The organism is Streptomyces smaragdinus (genome assembly GCF_009604385.1).
GTDB classification, from domain to species: domain Bacteria; phylum Actinomycetota; class Actinomycetes; order Streptomycetales; family Streptomycetaceae; genus Streptomyces; species Streptomyces smaragdinus.
The window spans coordinates 33,439-47,550 of sequence record NZ_WEGJ01000022.1; the positions used below are offsets into that span (position 1 = coordinate 33,439).

Consider the following 14,112-nt stretch of genomic DNA (forward strand, 5'->3'; position numbering starts at 1 on the left):
AGCGTACGGCCATGAAGCACCAGAAGACCGGCGACGTGATGACGACCGGTGTCGTCCATGTCACCCGCCACACCCCGTTCAAGGAGATCGCCGACCTGCTCGTGCGGCACCGCATCAGCGGGCTGCCGGTGGTCGACGACGACGACAAGGTCATCGGGGTCATCTCCGAGACCGACCTGATGATGCACCAGGCGGGCCAGGGCGAACAGGAGGCCGCCCGCGCCGAGGGCCGCCGCCCCCGGCTCCCCCTCCCACGCCGCCGCGCCCGCGCCCGGCAGGTGAAGGCGGGCGCCCGTACGGCCGGAGACCTGATGTCCGCCCCGGCGGTCACCGTCCCCGCGGACGACTCCATCGCCTCCGCCGCCCGCACCATGGCCGCCCACGGCATCGAACGGCTCCCGGTGGTGGACGTCGAGGACCGCCTCGTCGGCATCGTCACCCGCCGCGACCTGCTGCAGATCTTCCTCCGCCCGGACAGCGAGATCCGGCGCGAGGTCGTCGAGGAGGTCCTCGTACGCACCCTGTGGCTGCACCCGCAGGCCCTCTACGTCGCCGTCCAGGACGGAGTTGTGACCCTGCGCGGCGAGGTCGAACGGGCCTCCGAGATCTCCATCGCCGTGCAGCTGACGGGCCGGATCGACGGCGTGATCGGCGTGGTCGACCGGCTGACCTCCCGTACCGACGACACCCATCTGCGCCCCGTGGGCGTCAACGGCCGCGGCGTCACGGACGCCTGGCTGCGCCGGCTGTGACCGGGGGACCGGCTGCGCCGGCCGGTGCACCCCGCGGCCGACTTGCCGCGGCCGTCGTTGGCGCGACGGGTCACCTGCGGTGAGGTGGACGGACACCACTCGCCCCGCACGGAAAGGCGTGTCATGACACAGCACCACGTCCTGGTGGTCTACGGGACCAAGCAGGGTTCGACCGCGGAGATCGCCCGGTGGACCGGCGAAGCGCTCGAGGCGCTGGGCGTCCCCGCGGACGTCCGGCCGGCCGGGGAGGACCCCGACCCCGGTGGCTGCACCGCCGTCGTCCTGGGCTCGTGCCTGTACACCGGGCGCTGGCACCGCGACGCGGTCCGCTGGGCCAGGCGCAACGCCGAGGCCCTGCGGCAGCTGCCCGTCTGGCTGTTCAGCAGCGGACCGCTGGACACCTCCGCGGACGAACGGGAACTACCGCCCACCTCCAAGGTGGCGAAGATCGCCACCGAACTCGACGTCCTCGGCCACCGGACGTTCGGCGGCCGGCTCCGCGACCGCCGGGAAGCTGATGACGGCGCCGGCGATCTGCGTACGGGCCGCCGACACCCTCGCCCACGCCGCCCGCGTGATGGCGCAGCGGCAGGTCAAGCGGCTGCCCGTGGTCGACGCCCACGGGCGCCTGGTCGGCGTCGTCAGCCGCGGTGATCTGCTCAAGGTGTTCCTGCGCCCCGACGCGGAGCCCCGCGACCCCCCGCCGCGGCGTCACCCGGGTGCTGGACGCTCCGGCCGACGGGGTCAGCGCAGCAGCGCGGCGCGCAGGGTGATGCCGTGCCGGGAGCGCAGCCGGCGCAGCTCCCACACGCTGATCAGGGTGATCGAGACCGGTCCGCCGAGGATGAGCGCCGCCCGTACCCCGAACGGGACGCCGTCGTAGGCGTCGGAGAACAGATCGGTGATCGCCAGCTCCCACACCAGGATGATCGCCAGGATCGGCGGCAGCGACTCGTGGATGTCGGCGGTGCGGAACACGTGCACCAGGGCCATGGCGATGCCGTAGAAGAGGAAGGGGAACACCCACAGCAGGACGAACAGCATCACGGTCAGCCGCGCGTACGCCCCGGGGGTCGGCTCATCGCCGGGGAGGAAGTCGTCGTAGAAGTAGGTGGAGAGGACGATCAGGCCGCCGACCGCCGCGAAGAGGGCGGCCAGGGAGCCGCCGGGCTTGAGCGAACGGCGCAGGAACAGCCGCCGGTTGGGCGGGCGGCTCACCGCTATGAACACCGCCACGACGATCGGGAAGGTGATCACCAGCAGGTTCATCGACATACCGATCTGGTCGATGCGGTCGTCGACCAGATCGCCGGTGTCCTTGACGATGCGGTACGACAGCAGCACCCACAGCACCGCGGCCAGGCCGACCACCGTGCGCAGGGTCTGCACCTTGCGCACCGCGGGGTCGTTGACCCGGTCCGGGCGCGAGGGCTTGAACACCATGCGGCCCACGGCGATCGGGTTCAGCAGCCGGAAGGCGCGCCGGATCCGCCCCGGCGGCCGGCCGGGCGGTCCGTACGGCGGATAGCCGGGGCCCGGCCCCGGTCCGTAGGGCGGATAGCCGGGGCCCGGACCGGGGCCGTAGGGCGGATACCCCGGGCCCGGCCCGGGGCCGTACGGGACGGGCCGCGGATAGCCCAGCGGCTGCGGCGCTCCCGGCGGCGGCGGACCCTGCGGTCCCTGCGGAACGGGCGGCGGCCAGCCCGGCCGCGGTCCGTACGGTCCCTGTCCCCCGCCACCACTCATCTACTGCCCCCGTCCCCGGACCCGGCCCGTACCGCCGGAGAGCATACGCACCCGACTCGCGTACCAAACACCGGAATTCGGGATTCCCGGCATTGGTACGAAGCGCGGACGCGATGCGGACCGGACGGGTACGGGCCGGGCCCGGCGGGGTCAGCTCCCGGCGGTCAGGATGACCTTCAGCGCGCCGGTCTCGGCGGATCGGCCGAACACGTCGTAGGCCTCCTCGATCTGGTCCAGCCGGAAGCGGTGCGTGGCCAGTTCGGCGACGGGCAGCTTGCCCGCGGCCAGCATGTCCAGCAGTACCGGGGTGGAGTACGTGTCCACCAGACCGGTGCGGATCGTCACGTTCTTGATCCAGAGGTCCTCCAGATGCAGTGTGACGGGCTTGCCGTGTACCCCGACGTTGGCGACGGTGCCGCCGGCCCGGACGAGCCGGGTGCACAGCTCGAACGTGTCCGGTACGCCCACGGCCTCCATCACGACGTCCGCGCCGAGCCCGCCGGTCAGTTCGCGTACGAGGTCCTCCGGGTTCTCGTCGGCCCGTACGACGACGTCCGCGCCGAGCCGGCGGGCCGCCTCCAGCCGGGAGTCGGCCAGGTCGACGGCGATGATCCGGCCCGGCGAGTACAGCTTCGCGGTGGCGGCGGCGGCCAGGCCGATGGGGCCGGCGCCGACGATCACGACGGTGTCGCCGGGCCGGACGCCGCCGTTGAGCACGCCCACCTCGTACGAGGTGGGGAAGATGTCCGACAGCAGCACCGCCTCGGCGCTGTCCACGCCGGAGGGCAGCGGGTGCACCGCCAGATCGGCGAACGGCACCCGGACGTAGGCGGCCTGGGTGCCGTTGATCAGATGGCCGAGCACCCAGCCGCCGCCGTTCAGGCACTGCCCGTACGCCTGCTCGCGGCAGTAGCGGCACTGCCCGCAGGGCGAGACGCAGGAGACCAGCACCCGGTCGCCGACGCTCACCGACCGCACGCCGGCGCCGGCCTCGACCACCCGGCCCACGGCCTCGTGGCCGAGGATCGTCCCCGGCTTCGTCTCGGGCACATCGCCCTTGAGGATGTGCAGATCCGTCCCGCAGATGGTGGTGGCGAGCACCTCGACCACCACATCGGTGGGATCCACCAGCTCCGGGTCCGCGACCTTTTCCCAGGCGGACTTCCCGGCCCCGTGATACACGAGCGCTTCCATGACCCGACTCCTCACCCGGGGACCGTCCGGCCGGTCCCGCTCACCTTCCAGCCTTACGCGCACCGGGGCGGGTGCGCAGGGGCCGGCCGACCCGGCGCGGAGCCGGGCGGCCCCATGACAGGGGCGCCGGGACCGCTCCCGGGTCAGGGCGTGAGCAGGGCCTTGACGGCGCGGCGCTCGTCCATCGCCGCGTACGCCTCGTTGATCCGATCGAGTGGCACGGTGAGGTCGAAGACCTTGCCCGGGTCGATCCGGCTGGTCATGACCCTGTCGATCAGGTCGGGCAGATAGCGCCGCACCGGGGCGGGGCCGCCGCGCAGGCCGACGTGCGAGTAGAAGAGCTCCCGGCCGTCCACGGCGACGCCGTGCGGGACGCCGACGAAGCCGACGTTGCCGCCGGGGCGGGCGGAGCGCAGGGCCTGGGACATGGCCTCGGGGGTGCCCACGCACTCCAGCACGCTGTCGGCGCCGACGCCGTCGGTGAGGTCCAGGATCCGGGCGACGCCGTCGTCGCCGCGCTCGGTGACGATGTCGGTGGCGCCGAACTCGCGGGCCAGCTTCTGCCGGGGCTCGTGGCGGCTCATGGCGATGATCCGCTCGGCGCCGGACTCCTTGGCGGCGATCACCGCGCAGAGGCCGACGGCGCCGTCGCCGACCACCACGGCGGTCGATCCGGGGCGGACCTCGGCGGCCTCGGCGGCGTACCAGCCGGTGCCCATCACGTCGGAGACGGCCAGCAGACCCGGCCAGAACTCCTCGCCCGGCACGTCGTCGAGCGCGACGAGGGTGCCCTGGGCGTTGGGGATACGGACGTGGTCGGCCTGGCAGGTGCCCATCACGTGCCGCTGGACGCAGTGGGACTGGTAGCCGTTGCGGCAGTGGGCGCAGGTGTTGTCCGAGGTGGCGAAGGACCCGACGACGAACTGGCCCGGCCTGACCGCCGTGACGCCGGCGCCCACCTCCTCGACGAAGCCGACGTACTCGTGGCCCATCGTGCGCGGCTCGCGCACCGGGTCGAGCCCGCGGTAGGACCACAGGTCGGAGCCGCACACGCAGGTCACCGCGGTGCGGATGATCGCGTCGGTGGGGTGGAGGATCTCCGGGTCGTCGAGCGTCTCGATCCGGACGTCTCCGGGGGCGTGCAACACTGCGCCGCGCATGAGCGGTATTCCTTACCTGCTGGGGCGGGGCGGTGGGGACGTACCGCCGGCCGCCGGTTATGAGCCTGACCTCCGACGATAGCCCGCGTTCCGGTTGCCGGGCGCGGGGGTGTCCCCGGCGCGGTTCAACGGTGAATCAATTCGCGATTCGGGTGAATTTCCGTATTGCGCGCTTCCCGGAACGCGTGGTTCCTTGCAGGTGGAAAAATGGCTGCATTAATTGGTTCGTATGACAAATGAATGGGTTTATCGCGGTGTGGCCGGCGCCGCCGTCGCGCTGGCCTGCACCCTCGCGGCCCCGGCCGTCACTACTGCCGCCGGTTCCGTTCCCGCCCAGGCCGGCGGCGGGGTGGCCATGGTGAAGCAGCTCGTCACCACCAGTGGACCGGACGGAGCCGAGCTGCGTTTCGAGATCCGGCTGAGCAACGACCTGGATGTCGCCGTCTCCGGGCTGCACGTCGTCGAGGATCTCGACGGCCTGCTCGACAACACCGGATTCCTCTCCCGCCCGCGCGCCTCCACCGGCACCGTGCAGCCCGAGGGCGGCTATCTCCTCTGGGACGGCGACATCGCACCCCATGCGACCGCCACCATCAGTTACGTCCTGTCCTCGGCGTCCCTGACCGACCCGTACACCACCTCCGCCACCAGCAGCTGGCGCGGCCGCACCTCCGGCCCCTGCCCGGTCACCTACGACCCGGCGCCCCTCGGGGACACGGGGGAGGCGACCATGTCGTGCTCGGCGCGGCTGGCGATCTCCGCGGCCTCCGCACTGGAGCCCGCCCTCGCCCCGGGTGCCCCGCACGCCGGCGGTGGCGGCGCGGCGGCGGAACTGGCCGCCGCGCGGGCCCCGCACAACCGGCTGGCGTCCTGGCTGGGCTGGCTGATGCTCGCGGTGGCGTGCGCCCTGGGCGCGCTGCTGCCGGTCGGACTGCGGCGGGCGGCACGGCGGCACCGGCCCCATGCCTGACCGGCGCCGGTGCGCTCTCCGGTCCGCACCGCGTCGTCCGGCCGGGGGCCCGGGCCCCCGGAAGACCGCGGCCCGGGCCCGGCAGCCCCTCAGCCGGGCCCGGCGGCTGCGGCGCACCCTCCTGGCCGTCGCCGCCCTGATCACGGCCGTCACCGTGGCCGTCACCCTGACCGGCGGCGGCGACGAGCCGCCCCGCCGGCGCAAACGGGCGGCGGTGACGGCGCTCGGCCCGTCCCGCCCGGTGTCCCTGCGGATCGACAGCATCGGCCTCACCGCCCGCGTCACGCCCCTCGGCCTCACCCCCGCCGGCGCGCTGGACGCCCCGCCCAAGAAGCAGCTCGACACCACCGGCTGGTACCGCGGCAGCGTCACACCCGGTGAACGCGGCTCCGCCGTCGTGGTCGGACACGTCGACTCCGCCCGCAGACGCTCGGTGTTCTTCCGCCTCAGCGAACTCGCCCCCGGCCGCCGGATCGCCGTCCGCCGCGCCGACGGCAGCACCGCCCGCTTCACCGTCGACAGCCGCGACTACATCCGCGCCGCCGACTTCCCCGGCCGCCGGATCGTCACCCGCACCGGCCCCCCGGGCCTGTGGCTCATCACCTGCGCCCCGCCGTACAACGCCCGCACCAAGACGTACGAGAGCACCCTCCTCGTCCACGCCCGCCTCACCGGTACGACCCCCGCACCGGCGTGACCTGCTGACGGGGTCCTTCGTGGCCGGATGCCGCGATCGATAACCTGAACGGGTGACGACCGAACTGACCCTCCTCTCCCGTGTCGCCCACCGAGGACGGGAGATCACCGCTCCCGGGCTGCGGGGCCTGCTGGCCCTGCTCGCCGGGGAGTTGCGGGCCGGGTGCAGCAGCGCGCGGCTGGTGGACGGGCTGTGGCGGGACGAGCTGCCGGCCAACCCGGCCAACGCGCTGCGGATCCTGGTCTCCCGCGCCCGCTCCCAGCTCGGCGCCGACGTCGTCGTCAGCACCCCCACCGGCTACCGGCTGGCCCTCGACGAGGACCAGGTCGACGCCTCCGCCGTCCTGCGCGCCGCCGGGGCCGCCGCCCGCCACGCCCGCGCCGGGGACCACGCCGCCGCGCTCGCGAGCGCCGAGGAGGGCCTCGCCCACTGGGACACGCCCCCGGACCGCGACGGCGAACCGGGCGACCCGGTGGCCGAGTTGCGGGCCGAACGCGCCACCGCCCACGACGCCCTCGTCCGCGCCCGCGCGCTCGCCCTGGCCCGGCTGGGCCGGGGGGCCGAGGCGATCGGGCCGCTGACGGAGATCGCCGGGGACGCCCCGCACGACGAGGAGGCGCTGGCCGAACTGCTGCGCGCCGAGTCCGCCACGGCCGGCCCGGCGGCGGCCCTCGTCCGCTACGACACCTACCGCCGCCGCCTGCGCGACGAGATCGGCGCCGACCCCGGCCCCGCCCTCACCGCCGTCCACCAGGAACTCCTCCAGGGCGACGCACCCGTCGTCCGCTACGGCGTGCCCCACGAGCCCAACCCGCTCCTCGGCCGCGACGACGACATCACCGCCGTCACCGGGCTGCTGCACTCCTCCCGCGTCACCTCCATCGTCGGCCCCGGGGGCCTCGGCAAGACCCGTCTCGCCCACCACGTCAGCCGCGAGGCGGACCAGCGCGTCGTGCACTTCGTCTCCCTGGCCGGCATTACCGCGGACGCCGACGTTGCCCGCGAGGTGGCCTCCTCCCTCGGCGGCGAGGAGGCCCCGCGCGGCGGCATGTACGCCGGCGGCGCCCCGGACAGTCCCGCCGGGATCCTCGCCGCGCTCGGCTCCGGCCCGGTGCTGCTGGTCCTCGACAACTGCGAGCAGGTCATCGGCGGCGCCGCCGATCTCGTACGGGAACTGGTCGCGCTCTCCCGGGACCTGCGCGTCCTGGTCACCAGCCGGGCGCCGCTCGCGCTCAGTTCGGAGGCCGTCTACCAGCTGCCGCAGCTCAGCCAGGAGACCTCCGTCGCCCTGTTCGAGCAGCGGGCCCGCGCCGCGCGCCCCGACGCCGAACTCCCCGCCGACGTGGTCGCGGACCTCTGCCGCCATCTGGACGGACTGCCGCTCGCCGTCGAACTGGCCGCGGCGCGGGTCCGGGTGGTGTCCGTACCGGAGATCGCCCGCCGCCTCGGCGACCGGTTCGCGCTGCTGCGCGGCGGCAGCCGGGACGTACCCGAGCGCCACCGCACCCTGCGGGCGGTCGTGGAATGGAGCTGGAACCTCCTCGAGGAGGACGGCCGGGCGGCGCTGCGGGCGCTGTCGGTCTTCCCCGGCGGCTTCACCGAGGAGGCCGCCGACCGGCTGCTCGGCGCCGACGGCGACGCGCTGTTCCTGCTGGAGCAGCTGGTGGACCAGTCCCTGCTGAAGGCCGCCGACACCGCGGCCGGCATCCGCTTTCACATGCTGGAGACCGTACGGGAGTTCAGCGCCGGCCGGCGCGCCGCGGCCGGAGAGGACGCGGCGGTCGAGGACCGGTTCCTGGACTGGGCGCGGGAGTTCGGGCTCGCCAACCACGACGCGCTGCTCGGCGGCGAACCGCTGCGCCACTGGCCGCGGCTGCGCGCCGAGCAGGACAACCTGGTGCCCGCCCTGCGCCTGGCCCTCGCCCGCGGCGACGCCCCCGTCACCGCGGCGGTCGGCGCGGTGCTGGCCGCCGTCTGGGGCACCGACTCGGGGAGCATCTACCGCCTGGTCTCCCTCGCCGCCGACACCGCCGTACCGCTCTCCCACTACCACCCCGACGCCCGGCACACCGAGGCCCTGCGCACCCTGTGCGCGGTGACGGTCGGCGCGCTGTCCCTGGGCTTCGGCTCGCAGAGCCCGCGCCACCTCGTCGTCCTGCGCCGGCTGCCGCCCGCCGATCCGGACAACCTGGTCCGCGCGCTGTCCGTCGTGCTGTGCGTGCTGCCCGAGACCCGCCCGCCGGGTTACGAGCCGCTGCAGGAGCTGTGCGCCGACGACCGGCCGCTGCTGGCCGGGGTCGCCGAGTGCGTAGCCAGCTATCTGTGGGAGTACGCGTACGAACCCGAGCGCGCGCTGGCCTCCGCCCGCCGGATGCTCACCGTGGTCGACGCCGTCCCCAACCCCTCGCTGCAGCTGCTGGGCCACGGCCGGGTCAGCGAGCTGTGCATGGCCGCCGGGCTGGGGGAGGAGGCGTACCGCAATCTGCTCGCCGCGCTCGACACCGTGCGGCATCTGGGTGACCTGTCGCCCACCACGGGTGTGCGCTGGGGGCTGGTGCTGGCGTGTCTGCAGCGCGGGGAGCTGGACGAGGCCGAGGAGTGGGTGGCCAGCGCCGAGCGCAGCCAGTCGGGGGAGCACCCCGTGACGGTCGGACCGGACCTGCCGGCCCGGGCGGAGCTCGCGCTGGCCCGCGGGCTCACCGAACTCGGGCTCAAGCGCTGGCGGCTGGCGATGGAGGAGATGGCCACGCCCGGCGCCCCGGACCCGTGGGCGGAGCGCGTGGTGGCCTGCGCGGTCGCCGCGCACGCCTACGCCGGCCGGCTGGAGCCCGTCGCCGCCGCGACGGCCGGCCTGCGGGAGCGGACGCGCAGCGCCCTGGCCGACGGCTCCCGCCCCGCCGCGGAGATCCTCGGGTTCGGCACCGCGCTGCTGGCCCTGGGCCTGGTCCGGCTCGCGGAGGGCGACACCTCGGGCGTACGGCTGCTGGCCCTGGCGGAACGGCTCCACGTACCGCGCGAGTTCCACCCCACCCTGGCCGCGGACCGGGCGCGCGAGGCCGCCGGGGCCGCGGACGCCGCGGGGTACGCGGAGGCGGTGGCCCGGTACGCGGGACTGGGCCGGGAGGAGCTGTGGGAGGCGGCGCGGGGGCTGGTCGCGGGGGTCTGAAGTCCGTACGGCAGATCGGTACATGAACGGTCAAACAGTGCATATGGTCGTACCGTGAGGTCATGGCCACATTGCTGGAGAGGTCCCGGACCTCGGAATCCACCGGACAGGGATTCGTCACCGAGGACTACGACGCCAACCCCGCGCTGTGCCGGAAGGGCGTCTGGCAGGGGGCCGCCCAGTTCTTCCGGGAGACCGTCACCCTGTCCTACGAGCACGACCCCGAGCCGCTGAACGTGTTCTGGCTGCTCAACGGGACGGACGTGCTCTATCCCGTCCCCGGCTACTACGGCGGCGGACCCGTGCTGGGCTCGCAGGGTGTGACCTACCGGTGGCCCGTGGACGGCTTCCGGCACCGGATCTCGTTCACGAGCACGCCGGGCACACCGACGGAGTACGTCCGCGCCCAGGTCCTCTACCAGCGCCTCGACGACCCCGACCAGGTCCACCCGCAGACCCACTACGGCCCCGCGCTCTCGGTCCCGGTCAGCGGCCGGCTGGTGAAGTGGCCGGCGGACAAACTGGCGGAGGAGGAGCGCTGCCTCGACCGCTTCACGGAGATCCGCCGGCGCTACGTGCGGTGGCACAAGCCCAAGCCGGGGGAGTCGCTGCCGGGCCTGGGGCAGTTGCGCGGCGACGACGCGATCCGGCTGGCCGCGATGGCGGAGCAGCTGGAGACACTGGACCTCACGGCGAACCGGGAGCTGGCCGAGGCGCTCGAGCGCGAGCTGTCCGTCGCCCTGCTGCGGGCGGAAGGCACCCGCGGGCTGGAGTGACCGGCGTGCGGTTGCGGGCCCCGGGGCCCCGCCGTCCACTGGAAGGGTGAGATCCACCGGCCGAACGGCTCACGCCTGCAGGGCGAGGTCCTTCTCCAGGGCGCGCGCGCCCGCGTTCAGCGTGGCCACCAGGGACTGCAGCCGATGCGGGTCGTAGCGCACGCTCGGCAGCGACACCGACAGGCCCGCCACCGCGGTGCCCTGCGGATCCCGGACCGGGACCCCGACGGCGACCAGACCGCGCTCGGACCGCTCCCGGTTGACCGCGAACCCGTTGCGCCGCAGCTTCACCAGATCCGCCCGCAGCCGGTCCACGTCCGGACGCTCGGCCGCCCGGTCCCGGTAGCGCCCGGGGTCGTACACCTCCGCCAGCTCCTCGTCCGTCAGCTCGGCGAGCAGCAGCAGCCCCGCCGTCGTCCGGTGCGCCGGGAAGACCATGCCCTCGCGCGAGCCCACCCGCAGCGCCTGCCGGCACTCCACGGAGGCGATGAAACGCGCCGTGTCACCGGTGCGCACGATCAGGTTCGCCGTCTCGTCCAGCAGATCCACCACCCGCTGCAGATGCGGCAGCGCCGTCGCCCGCAGCCGCGAAATCTGCGACTGCGAGTGCGCCGCCAGCTCCAGCACCGGTCCCGCCCGGTAGACGCGGTCCTCGTCCCGTACGGCGAAATCCCGGTACACCAGCATCGCCAGGATCCGGTGCGCCGTCGACCGGGCGACACCCAGCCGCTCGGCGATCTGCGACACCGTCGCCCCGCCCTCCAGCTGCAGGATGGCCGCCGCCCGCAGCGCGTGATCCACGCTCGCGATCGGATACGGCGGCGGCGTCTTGAGCGGATTGTCCATGTGGACCTCCCTTTGTTCTGCTCTCAAGAATCTACCTGTCTATTCACAAGACACCACGCAGGATGTGCACTGTGACCCAGTCCTCCATCGCCCCAGACACCGCCGCGACCTCCCCGGTCCGGCTGCAGGCCGTCGCCGCCGAGGGACAGCCCGACGTCACCCCGGCGCTCGAAGAGCTCTACCGGGGCTTCGAAAAGGAGCTGCTCGTCCCGCTGTGGACCGAGATCGGCGACCTGATGCCCGCACACCCGCGCTCGCGTGCCGTCCCGCACCTGTGGCGCTGGAACAAGCTGCGCGAGCTCGCGGCCCGCGCCGGCGACCTGGTCCCCGTCGGCCGCGGCGGTGAGCGCCGCGCCATCGCGCTGGCCAACCCCTCGCTCGGCGGCCGGCCCTTCGCCACCCCGACCCTGTGGGCGGCCATCCAGTACCTGATGCCCGGCGAGGACGCCCCCGAGCACCGCCACACCCAGCACGCCTTCCGCTTCGTCGTCGAGGGCGAGGGTGTGTGGACGGTCGTCGGCCGCGACCCGGTGGCCATGCGCCGCGGCGACTTCCTGCCGCAGGCCGGCTGGAACTGGCACGCGCACCACAACGCCACCGCCGAGCCGATGGCGTGGATCGACGGGCTGGACATCCCCTTCCAGTACGTCACCGAGTCCCAGTTCTTTGAGTTCGGCCGCGACGACATCTCCGACGCCGAACGCATCACCCCCAGCCGGTCGCGCTCCGAGCGCTTGTGGGGCCACCCCGGGCTGCGCCCCGTCTCCGCCGGCACCCCCGGCCCCGGCTCCCCGCTGCTCGCGTACCGCTGGGAGCACACCGACCGCGCCCTGGCCGACCAGCTCGCCCTGGAGGCCGAGGGCTTCGACGGCACCGTTGAGCACGGCCACGCCGCCGTCCGCTTCAGCGACCCGGCGACCGGCGCCGACGTGCTGCCGACCCTCCGCGCCGAGATGCACCGCGTCGCCTCCGGCACCGAGACCGCGCCGGTCCGCGAGACGGGCTCCTCCGTCTACCAGGTCTTCGACGGCTCCGGCACCGTCACCGTCGGGGACACCTCGTGGTCCGTCACCCGCGGCGACCTGTTCGCCGTGCCGTCCTGGCAGCCCTTCTCGGTGCGCTCCGAGGCCGGCACCTCCGACTCCGACTCCGGCGCCCTGGACCTCTTCCGGTTCTCCGACGCGCCCGTCTTTGAAGCCCTGCGGCTCGACCGCACCCAGGTGGAAGGAAACCCCCGATGAAGCTCGCCACCCTGCGCACCACCGACGGCACTCGCGCCGTCCGCCTCGACGGCGAGGTTCTCGTCGATCTCGGCGCCCCCGACCTGGGCGCGCTGCTCGCCCAGGAGGACTGGGCCGCGAAGGCCGCCGCCGTCACCGCGGCGAACGCCACCACCTACCCCGTCGAGGGCGCCGACTTTGCCCCCGTGGTGCCGAACCCCTCCAAGATCGTGTGCGTCGGTCTGAACTACCGCAACCACATCCAGGAGATGGGCCGCGACCTGCCGGAGCACCCCACCCTGTTCGCCAAGTTCGCCGACTCGCTGATCGGCGCGAACGACGACATCGTGCGTCCCGCCGAGACCGAGAAGTTCGACTGGGAGGTCGAGCTCGCCCTCGTCGTCGGCGCCCCGGTGCGCCGCGCCACCGGCGCCGAGGCCGAGCAGGCGATCGCCGGCTTCACCGTGCTCAACGACATCACCTGCCGCGACTGGCAGTTCCGCACCCGCGAGTGGCTGCAGGGCAAGACCTGGGACTCCACCACCCCCGTCGGCCCCTACCTCGTCACCCCCGACGAGCTGCCCGGCGGCGTCCGCCCCTCCCTCGACGTCAAGCTGATCGTCGACGGCGAGGTCATGCAGTCCGACTCCACCGGCGACCTGCTCTTCGACCCCGTCGCCCTGGTCGAGTACGTCTCCACGATGATCCGCCTGAACCCCGGCGACATCATCGCCACCGGCACCCCCGGCGGCGTCGGCCACGCCCGCAAGCCCGAGCGCTACCTGGTGGGCGGCGAGACGGTCGTCACCCAGATCGAGGGCATCGGCCGGCTGGAGAACACCGTGGCCAAGGAGGCCGCGGCCTGATGGCCCGTACGTTCGAGGACGCGCGCGCCTGGGCGAGCGCCGGCACCGGGCTGATGCTGAAGGCCGCCGAGGCCGACGACACCGGCTTCGCCGCGCCCAGCGCGCTCCCCGGCTGGAGCCGCGCCCATGTGGCGGCGCACGTCGCCGCCAACGCCGAGGCCCTGTGCAACCTCGTGCACTGGGCCGCCACCGGCGAGCGCACCCCGATGTACGCCTCCCCCGAGGAGCGTGCCGCCGGCATCGAACGCGGGCGCAAGCTGCCCGCCGCCGAGCTGACGGCGTGGCTGCGCGCCTCCGCCGAACGGCTCGACGCAGGGATGGCCGCCCTCACCGACGGGCAGTGGCAGCGCGAGGTCGTCACCGCCCAGGGCCGCACCGTCCCCGCGACCGAGCTGCCCTGGATGCGCTCCCGCGAGGTCTGCGTGCACGCCGTCGACCTGGCGACCGGCGTCACCTTCGCCGACCTCCCGGCCGGCTTCCTCGCCGCCCTGTGCGACGACGTCGTGGCCAAGCGCGCCGCCGCCCCCGGCCCGGCCGTGCACCTCACGGCATCGGACACCGGCGCCGGCTGGGAGCTCCCCGGCGAGGGCGAGCCCACCCGCGTCACCGGCGAACTGCACCGCATCACCGCCTACCTCACCGGACGCGACACGGACCTGCGCACGGCCGGGGGCGCCCCCGCCCCCGAGCTCGGCCCCTGGCTCTGATCCGCCGCCCGG

The 14,112-nt window shown here is 74.1% G+C and carries 12 protein-coding genes and 2 pseudogenes; 10 read left to right on the forward strand and 4 right to left on the reverse strand.

The window, feature by feature from the left end; translation table 11 throughout:
• Positions 1–11: 11 nt before the first annotated feature.
• The 3 genes and pseudogenes from SRB5_RS23605 to SRB5_RS37770 form a co-directional block, all read left to right on the forward strand.
• Positions 12–752: a CBS domain-containing protein gene (locus SRB5_RS23605; protein WP_153455333.1), complete on the forward strand. Its 741-nt coding sequence runs from the start codon at positions 12–14 to the stop codon at positions 750–752.
• A 123-nt stretch (positions 753–875) separates the two neighbouring features.
• A pseudogene (locus tag SRB5_RS36670) lies at positions 876–1,196 on the forward strand (flavodoxin domain-containing protein); the annotation flags it as partial.
• A gap of 73 nt (positions 1,197–1,269) precedes the next feature.
• A pseudogene (locus tag SRB5_RS37770) lies at positions 1,270–1,362 on the forward strand (CBS domain-containing protein); the annotation flags it as partial.
• A 134-nt stretch (positions 1,363–1,496) separates the two neighbouring features.
• On the opposite strand, the gene SRB5_RS36680 reads toward SRB5_RS37770, so the two are convergent.
• The 3 genes from SRB5_RS36680 to SRB5_RS23625 form a co-directional block, all read right to left on the reverse strand.
• Positions 1,497–2,498 carry a hypothetical protein gene (locus tag SRB5_RS36680; protein ID WP_228390396.1) on the reverse strand — a complete coding sequence of 334 codons (1,002 nt, stop codon included), beginning with the start codon at positions 2,496–2,498 and terminating at the stop codon, positions 1,497–1,499.
• A 150-nt stretch (positions 2,499–2,648) separates the two neighbouring features.
• Positions 2,649–3,692 (reverse strand): zinc-dependent alcohol dehydrogenase family protein, encoded by a 1,044-nt coding sequence (locus SRB5_RS23620; RefSeq protein ID WP_153455339.1) that lies wholly within the window; start codon positions 3,690–3,692, stop codon positions 2,649–2,651.
• A 143-nt stretch (positions 3,693–3,835) separates the two neighbouring features.
• On the reverse strand, positions 3,836–4,852 hold the full coding sequence (locus tag SRB5_RS23625; RefSeq protein ID WP_153455341.1) for a zinc-dependent alcohol dehydrogenase family protein: 1,017 nt from the start codon (positions 4,850–4,852) through the stop codon (positions 3,836–3,838).
• Between the two features lie 229 nt (positions 4,853–5,081).
• Between SRB5_RS23625 and SRB5_RS23630 the strand changes: the two genes are divergently transcribed.
• From SRB5_RS23630 to SRB5_RS23645, 4 genes are all read left to right on the forward strand, one after another.
• Positions 5,082–5,822 carry a hypothetical protein gene (locus tag SRB5_RS23630; RefSeq protein ID WP_153455343.1) on the forward strand — a complete coding sequence of 247 codons (741 nt, stop codon included), beginning with the start codon at positions 5,082–5,084 and terminating at the stop codon, positions 5,820–5,822.
• The gene (locus tag SRB5_RS23635) at positions 5,815–6,519 is read left to right on the forward strand and encodes a sortase domain-containing protein (protein ID WP_153455345.1); all 705 of its coding nucleotides are present in this window, start codon (positions 5,815–5,817) and stop codon (positions 6,517–6,519) included. The genes SRB5_RS23630 and SRB5_RS23635 overlap by 8 nt, the downstream gene beginning before the upstream one ends.
• Before the next feature lie 52 nt (positions 6,520–6,571).
• On the forward strand, positions 6,572–9,685 hold the full coding sequence (locus SRB5_RS23640) for an ATP-binding protein (RefSeq protein WP_323378354.1): 3,114 nt from the start codon (positions 6,572–6,574) through the stop codon (positions 9,683–9,685).
• Between the two features lie 62 nt (positions 9,686–9,747).
• Complete coding sequence (locus SRB5_RS23645; RefSeq protein WP_153455347.1) at positions 9,748–10,461, forward strand: hypothetical protein; 714 nt, start codon at positions 9,748–9,750, stop codon at positions 10,459–10,461.
• 69 nt (positions 10,462–10,530) lie between these two features.
• On the opposite strand, the gene SRB5_RS23650 is transcribed toward SRB5_RS23645, so the two are convergent.
• A complete protein-coding gene (locus SRB5_RS23650; RefSeq protein WP_153455349.1) occupies positions 10,531–11,307 on the reverse strand; it encodes an IclR family transcriptional regulator in 777 nt (258 codons plus the stop codon).
• 71 nt (positions 11,308–11,378) lie between these two features.
• Here SRB5_RS23650 and SRB5_RS23655 point away from each other — a divergent pair, with 71 nt between their 5' ends.
• Genes SRB5_RS23655 through SRB5_RS23665 form a run of 3 tightly spaced genes read left to right on the forward strand, consistent with a single transcriptional unit; the run spans position 11,379 to position 14,100 of the window.
• Entirely contained in the window at positions 11,379–12,548 is a 1,170-nt protein-coding gene (locus SRB5_RS23655) for a cupin domain-containing protein (protein ID WP_323378355.1), read from the forward strand.
• On the forward strand, positions 12,545–13,393 hold the full coding sequence (locus SRB5_RS23660) for a fumarylacetoacetate hydrolase family protein (RefSeq protein WP_153455353.1): 849 nt from the start codon (positions 12,545–12,547) through the stop codon (positions 13,391–13,393). The genes SRB5_RS23655 and SRB5_RS23660 overlap by 4 nt, the downstream gene beginning before the upstream one ends.
• On the forward strand, positions 13,393–14,100 hold the full coding sequence (locus tag SRB5_RS23665) for a maleylpyruvate isomerase family mycothiol-dependent enzyme (protein WP_153455355.1): 708 nt from the start codon (positions 13,393–13,395) through the stop codon (positions 14,098–14,100). Before SRB5_RS23660 ends, SRB5_RS23665 begins: the two co-directional genes overlap by 1 nt.
• Positions 14,101–14,112 lie beyond the last annotated feature (12 nt).